The sequence below is a fragment of the Amphibacillus indicireducens genome, assembly GCF_039539605.1.
GTDB lineage: Bacteria > Bacillota > Bacilli > Bacillales > Amphibacillaceae > Amphibacillus > Amphibacillus indicireducens.
The window spans coordinates 1-6,493 of the sequence record NZ_BAABDL010000095.1 but is presented as its reverse complement, the minus strand read 5'-3'; the positions used below and the strand labels follow the sequence as shown (position 1 = coordinate 6,493).

Sequence of the window (6,493 nt, the reverse complement as noted above, 5' to 3'; positions counted from 1 at the left end):
TGTTGGAATATCTTTATTATAACATAGTACTAAATAGTACTCAATAATAAAATGAGAAATTTGACAAAAAAAAATAAGCCATATCAAGGCTTCTTAATGTTTTTTGTAATTCAAAGTGTCAAACTCCCGGATAATTAAACGATAACGCAGATTCAGCACCGAACAATTGATCCAGATCAATTTTTGTGCTTTTTATTAAATATCGGACATTTTTTTGATCTTTGCATCAAAAATTGTCCGATGTGGAACAATCGTGTGTTACCTGAATTCCCAAATGTGATTGCTAGTCAGTACTAAGCAGTTATAGTATAATGAAGTTTGAATATAGTAGAAATGAGTGAGTCAAATTGCAACGAGTAACGAACTGTTTAATTATAAAAGATGAGGAAGTTTTGCTGCTGAAAAAGCCACGCTACGGCTGGTATGCGATGCCAGGTGGAAAAATGGAACAAGGCGAATCTGTCCATGAATCTGTGATCAGAGAAGTCCAAGAGGAAACTGGCCTAACAATTAAAAACCCTCAATTATATAGTGTTGCGACAATGACAAAAGCTTCTGCACCAAAACCAAAAGATGAATGGATGATGTTTACCTTCATGACCGATCAATATACGGGTCAGCTCATTGAAGAATCGCCAGAGGGTGTGCTCGAATGGATCCCGGTTGCTGAGATTGACCAGATTCCAACAGCACCAAGTGACCGATTCATTCATCAATTTTTGTTAAAAAACAAACAGCATTTATATGCAAGTTTTGATTTAGATGAAAGTGATCAGTTGATTAGCTATCGATTAAATAAAAATGAATGAAGGAGGAAATAAATGATGGTAAGTAGTCAAGAGACGAAGCTCGTAATCATTACAGGCATGTCTGGAGCGGGGAAAACCGTTGCCGTTCAAAGTTTTGAGGATTTGGGATATTACTGTGTCGACAATTTACCTCCAGCTTTATTACCTAAACTAGTTGAATTAATGAAAGACGCGAATAACACGATTAATAAAGTTGCACTTGTGATGGACTTACGTGGGAGAGAATTTTTTGACTCTTTATTTGACGCACTTGATCATTTAGCCGAGTCCGATTGGTTAGAAGAACATATTTTATTTTTAGACGCGCAAGATAAAGTACTTGTCTCAAGATATAAAGAAACGAGACGAAATCACCCACTCGCACCGAAAGGACTACCACTAGAAGGGATTAATCAAGAACGAAAAATGCTTGCCGATCTTCGTGGGCGTGCGCAATATTTTATTGACACAACGAATTTGAAACCAAAAGAATTAAGGGAAAAGATTATCGGAAAATACGGTGAGGAAAAACAAAAAATCTTCTCGATTCATTTTCTCTCATTCGGCTTTAAATATGGGATGCCGATTGATGCTGACTTAGTCTTTGACGTGCGATTTTTACCGAACCCACACTATGTCGATCATTTACAGCCACTCACAGGTTTGACGAAAGACGTGAGTGAATATGTCTTAAAATGGTCAGAAACGCAAAAATTTAATGAAAAAATGCTTGATTTATTAAGCTTCATGTTGCCACAATATAAAAAGGAAGGTAAATCACAACTGGTGATTGCGATTGGTTGTACTGGTGGACAGCATCGCTCGGTTACTTTAGCTGAACACTATTCGAAGCATTTTTCCAACCAATACATTACACACGTGTCACATCGAGACATTGATAAAAGAAAGGGACATTAAAGATGAAGTCCAAAAATAAAAAGGTCACCGTTATCGGTGGTGGGACAGGGATGCCTGTCCTTTTGCGTGGATTGAAACATTACCCAATCGACCTTTCAGCGATCGTAACTGTTGCTGATGATGGTGGGAGTTCAGGAAGATTAAGAACCGAAATGTCCATGCCAGCACCAGGAGACATTCGAAATGTCATTGCAGCCTTATCTGAAGTAGAACCAATGATGGAGAAATTATTTCAACATCGATTTACAAATGGAGAAGGGCTGACGGGCCATTCGATGGGGAACTTATTTTTAGCAGCAATGACAGCTGTAACAGGCGATTTTTATACTGGGATTAAAGAAATTGCTAAAGTTTTCAAAGTAAAAGGGCGTATCTATCCAATCGCAAATCAAAATGTCTTTTTAAATGCTGAAATGCTCGACGGTGAAATCATTGTTGGTGAATCAAAAATACCTTTAGCTAATAAACAAATTAAGCGTGTTTTTGTTGAACCCAAAATGATTATCCCCTTACCAGAAGCGATTGAAGCAGTTAGGCAATCTGATCTCGTCGTCATCTCGCCAGGCAGTCTTTATACAAGTACACTACCTAATTTAGTCGTCCCGAAAATTGCAAATGCACTAAGCGAAACAAGAGGACAGGTTGTCTATATCTGTAACGTGATGACTGAGGTCGGTGAAACATCTGGTTATACCGTTGCTGATCATGCCCAAGCGATAATAGACCACGTCGGAGAGGGTTGTGTTGATAAGATCATTGTCCATAACAAAAAAATTACTGAATCCGTTCGGGAAAAATACGCAGAAGAAAATGCAGAACCAGTTGAATACGATTTAGATCGACTAGCTTCACTAGGATTAGAAATTATTGAAGCGGATATTATTGATGAACAACAAAAATATTTACGCCATGACTATAAAAAGGTGGCTGAAATTCTTTGTACGTTAATTGGTATCGATCCTAAAAACTAGGGAGGTGAGATCACCATGTCATTTGCATCCGAGATTAAAAAGGAAATGACCCAAATTGAAAATAATGATTGTTGTAAAGAAGCTGAATTAGCAGCGCTGATTCGCATGAATGGTGCCATTTCGATTGCACGCCAATCACACGTTTTAGATATCCAAACAGAAAACGCAGCAATCGCCAGACGAATTTATACATTGATTAAATCACTTTATCCATACCCAATTAAATTACTCGTCCGCAAAAAGATGAAGCTCAAGAAAAACAACGTCTACATCGCCCGCATTGAAGAAGGCTCAAAAGAAATACTCCAAAGCTTAAATATTTTGATTGAACCATTCACTTTCGTTCGAACGATTTCCGATAAATACTTAGCGAAAGACTGTTGCCGCCGCGCTTACTTGAGAGGAGCATTTTTAGCAGGAGGGTCTGTCAATAACCCAGAAACATCTTCATACCACTTAGAAATCGCCAACGCATACGAAGAACATAATGAGTCACTTTGTGAATTAATGAACCGTTTTGATTTACGGGCAAAAATTCTCGAACGACGTAACGGCTACATTACGTACATTAAAGAGTCGGAGAAAATTACTGAATTTCTTAACTTAACTGGCGCACACCAAGCTTTGTTTAAGTTTGAAGATGTTCGCATTATCCGTGATATGCGGAACTCGGTCAATCGCTTAGTTAACTGCGAAACAGCTAACTTAAATAAGACAATTGGCGCAGCTTTTAGACAAGTTGAGAATATTAAATTGATTGATAAAGTGGTTGGACTTGAAACGTTACCGATCAAATTGCAGGAGATTGCCAAAGTGAGAGTCGAACACCAAGACGCGTCATTAAAAGAATTAGGTGAGCTTGTCTCAGGCGCGAAAATTAGTAAATCAGGGATTAACCATCGCCTGAAGAAAATTGACCAAATCGCTGATCAAATTAGACAAGACCACGGCATGAATGGTGAACTTAAATAATTGTTTTTTTTGGTAGATAAGAAAGTATAACAACTTTCTTACTACATAAGTGCAACTAAAGCATTCGCCTAAAGGCTTGGCGAATGCCAAGTTTTCTAATAAAAAGTAAAACGGGTTCTTCAAATTAAGTCATTAATAGGTTATAATCAAGGTGTCAATCATCATATACTTAAATAGCTTAGATGGTAAAATTGAGAGGAGCGCTTTAATATGGTTGAAAAGTCAGTAGTTGTAGCGGTTGAACCAGGGTTACAGGCGGATAAAGCAGCTAAGTTTGTTCGGGAAGCAAATCGTTTTGCAGCAGAAATCTTTTTAGAGAAAAAAGGGCGTCGCATTAATGCAAAAAGTATTATGGGTGTACTTAGCCTAGCCATTGCAAGCGGAGAGACGATTATGCTATTTAGTGATGGACCGGACGGAGAAGAAGCTATTGACGCATTAATCGCGTGCTTATCAGAGTAGAGTAAAATACAAATTAAATAAAATATTAGCGTTACGATAAGCCATCTAAATTAGATGGCTTATTTGTTTGAGCTAAAAAATAAGAGATCAGTTGCGGGCTGTCTCAAATTATTAAGTGAGGTTTATCAATTTGTCTGGTTACGATTTTTCTTAGAAAAATACAGTAATACGGAAGGTAAAATTAGATCATAAAAGTTAATTGATTTGTTTAGATGTATCCATTTTAATTACCTACAGATAAAATGAAAAGGTCTATTGAAATATTATAAGTAACATTCCACCAATTAATCCGTTGAAGAATCCTATTTTGATTGAATACTTTACTGTTGTTGACCAATTGTTTTTGTTAATCGTAAAATAATTTCCAAAGGTTTTTTCATGGGAATTCACCTCTTAATTTATTTTTGATTGTCTTTATTTTCTGAGAGGGCTTTTATTCTCATCAATTCAGTAGATGAGCAGAAAATTTACCGATTTCATAACCGACATAGTATATAAATAAGCCAATCATAAGGCATAAAACTACTTTGGTGAGAATCGGATTTTCTTTTAATGCTCTATCGAACTCGTTTTTGATTTCTTCAGATAATTTAATCATTGTTCACTCCCCCTTCAACTCAATACAAATGAAATATATTGTTGAGATCATTTTATTTCACAAAAAGGTAATATATAGCCGTTGAAACAACACCTAATACAATTCCGAACATAAAAATCTTAGGTAAAATACTTTTTAACTGTTGTTTTGGTACATTGGTCATTTTAAGCACCACCCTAATAAGTCATAAAGTTGATATTACTTACAATTTTAACATAAATGATAATATCTCAGCAAAGTGAGCTTTATAAATATATCGATAAGGATTCAATTTACTTTAAGTACTTTGTTAGGCTTGTTAAATAATCTCATGACGCTTTGACACTTCCTTAACCCAATATGAATGAACACCATAATTAATGACATTTGCATGTCTTGGGACCTGCCTGATTGCATTAAAGATATTAAGGTAATCGCCTACTCCTGACAAAATCATAAACCAAGAAATAATGCCTACAAACTCAGAGATTGAATAATTGAAATCAAATACTCCAAGCATAAACAAACTAAAAGGAATAAACCCTAATATTATATTTGGAGCTGCTGACATCCAGATAAACCTCTTTTTTGATATCGGTGTATTACAGTAAACAAGCATTACTTCTGTCGACCACCAGATCTCTTTAGTACTCTCGTTAGGAAAGCATAAAGCGTGGATGATTTCATGTGGATATCCTAATATCAAGCTTAGCACTACCATCAACATGAAAGGCCAATAGTTGATTGCAAGAACATCAACTTTTAGTATTAGACCTGTAAAAGTGATAGCGATAATGGGGATACTTACTATCAAGCCAGACAAGATTAAGCCTATAATCGTACTAGGTTCTTTAAACACAACAGCATCACTAGGTAAGTGCCCAGTTTTGATTTGACTTTCATCTGTGTATTTTCCTTTAAAAACGATATTACGTTTATTCAAATCCTGCTTTATTCTAGCGATAAGAGGGACTAATCCTAACAAACCAACTAAACCAAAGATTCTTGGCTCGTTGTTGTAAATAGCTAAACCAATAATACAAACTAAATAACCCGTAATCAAAAAGTAAAGCTTGTGCTGTCTATTTCTTATAATACCAAACACACTAATAACCACTAATATTGAAGTCAGGATAGAAAAAATAATAAGCCACATAATTGATGCTCCTTTTTCACTGTTAAGAATAGAAGATCATAATGATGAATCCTCTTACTCAACTATTTAATCATCGGTTAATAGTATTGTTATTTAATTGAAACAATTTTTTTATCTTTTTAATATCATCTTTAAAAGAACTCGATGAATCGACATTTTTAACTAAATAGATTACTAAATAAAGAAAACCTAAGTATAGGTAAATGTCTTTAAGATCACAAATCCATCTGAAAATTAATAGGTAATCTAAGCTACCACCTAGCAACAATTTATCAATGATTGAGCAAATTGATGCAGAAATGAACAGAATGAAAAAAACAGTTGTATGCTTATCGATACCAAAGACCGCTTTAATGCGAGCGTATAAAAGGCAAAGTAAGATTAATGTAACAACATTAATAATGATTAATTTGTTTGTACTAATGCCTAAATTGAATAAAGAATTAAAGATCGACATTTGATCTCGATTAATGAATGGATTAAAGCCAAAGTTGCCATTTAGAAAACTAAAATTTAGATCCATAAAATTAAAGAAAATAATGACTTTGGTGAATAGATCGACAGTGATTAAAGTTAATCCTAGATTATTCATAGCCCAATCATAAAACCTGAATAAACCGCATCAAATCAATTAAAAATAACCAATCAA

8 protein-coding genes are annotated in these 6,493 nt (G+C 35.1%); 5 read left to right on the top strand and 3 right to left on the bottom strand.

Translation table 11 applies throughout. The features are described from left to right. The first annotated feature begins 347 nt into the window (after positions 1-347). The 5 genes from ABD814_RS09075 (at position 348) to ABD814_RS09055 (ending at position 4,111) form a co-directional block, all read left to right on the top strand. On the top strand, positions 348-809 hold the full coding sequence (locus ABD814_RS09075; protein WP_344912422.1) for an NUDIX hydrolase: 462 nt from the start codon (positions 348-350) through the stop codon (positions 807-809). Between the two features lie 15 nt (positions 810-824). After that, the gene (gene rapZ, locus ABD814_RS09070) at positions 825-1,706 is read left to right on the top strand and encodes an RNase adapter RapZ (protein ID WP_344912424.1); all 882 of its coding nucleotides are present in this window, start codon (positions 825-827) and stop codon (positions 1,704-1,706) included. A 2-nt stretch (positions 1,707-1,708) separates the two neighbouring features. Beyond that, entirely contained in the window at positions 1,709-2,677 is a 969-nt protein-coding gene (locus ABD814_RS09065; protein ID WP_344912420.1) for a gluconeogenesis factor YvcK family protein, read from the top strand. A gap of 15 nt (positions 2,678-2,692) precedes the next feature. Then, positions 2,693-3,649, top strand: a complete 957-nt coding sequence (gene whiA, locus ABD814_RS09060; RefSeq protein WP_344912418.1) for a DNA-binding protein WhiA — start codon at positions 2,693-2,695, stop codon at positions 3,647-3,649. A 210-nt stretch (positions 3,650-3,859) separates the two neighbouring features. Then, a complete protein-coding gene (locus ABD814_RS09055; protein WP_344912416.1) occupies positions 3,860-4,111 on the top strand; it encodes an HPr family phosphocarrier protein in 252 nt (83 codons plus the stop codon). Between the two features lie 442 nt (positions 4,112-4,553). Here ABD814_RS09055 and ABD814_RS09050 read toward each other — a convergent pair whose 3' ends face one another. The 3 genes from ABD814_RS09050 to ABD814_RS09040 all read right to left on the bottom strand — a co-directional run bounded on the left by ABD814_RS09050 (position 4,554) and on the right by ABD814_RS09040 (position 6,436). Continuing rightward, positions 4,554-4,709: a hypothetical protein gene (locus tag ABD814_RS09050; RefSeq protein WP_344912414.1), complete on the bottom strand. Its 156-nt coding sequence runs from the start codon at positions 4,707-4,709 to the stop codon at positions 4,554-4,556. Between the two features lie 298 nt (positions 4,710-5,007). Then, positions 5,008-5,844 carry a DUF3267 domain-containing protein gene (locus tag ABD814_RS09045; RefSeq protein WP_344912412.1) on the bottom strand — a complete coding sequence of 279 codons (837 nt, stop codon included), beginning with the start codon at positions 5,842-5,844 and terminating at the stop codon, positions 5,008-5,010. Between the two features lie 70 nt (positions 5,845-5,914). Then, positions 5,915-6,436, bottom strand: coding sequence for a signal peptidase II (locus ABD814_RS09040; protein ID WP_344912410.1), 522 nt, complete (start codon positions 6,434-6,436; stop codon positions 5,915-5,917). Positions 6,437-6,493: the final 57 nt, after the last annotated feature.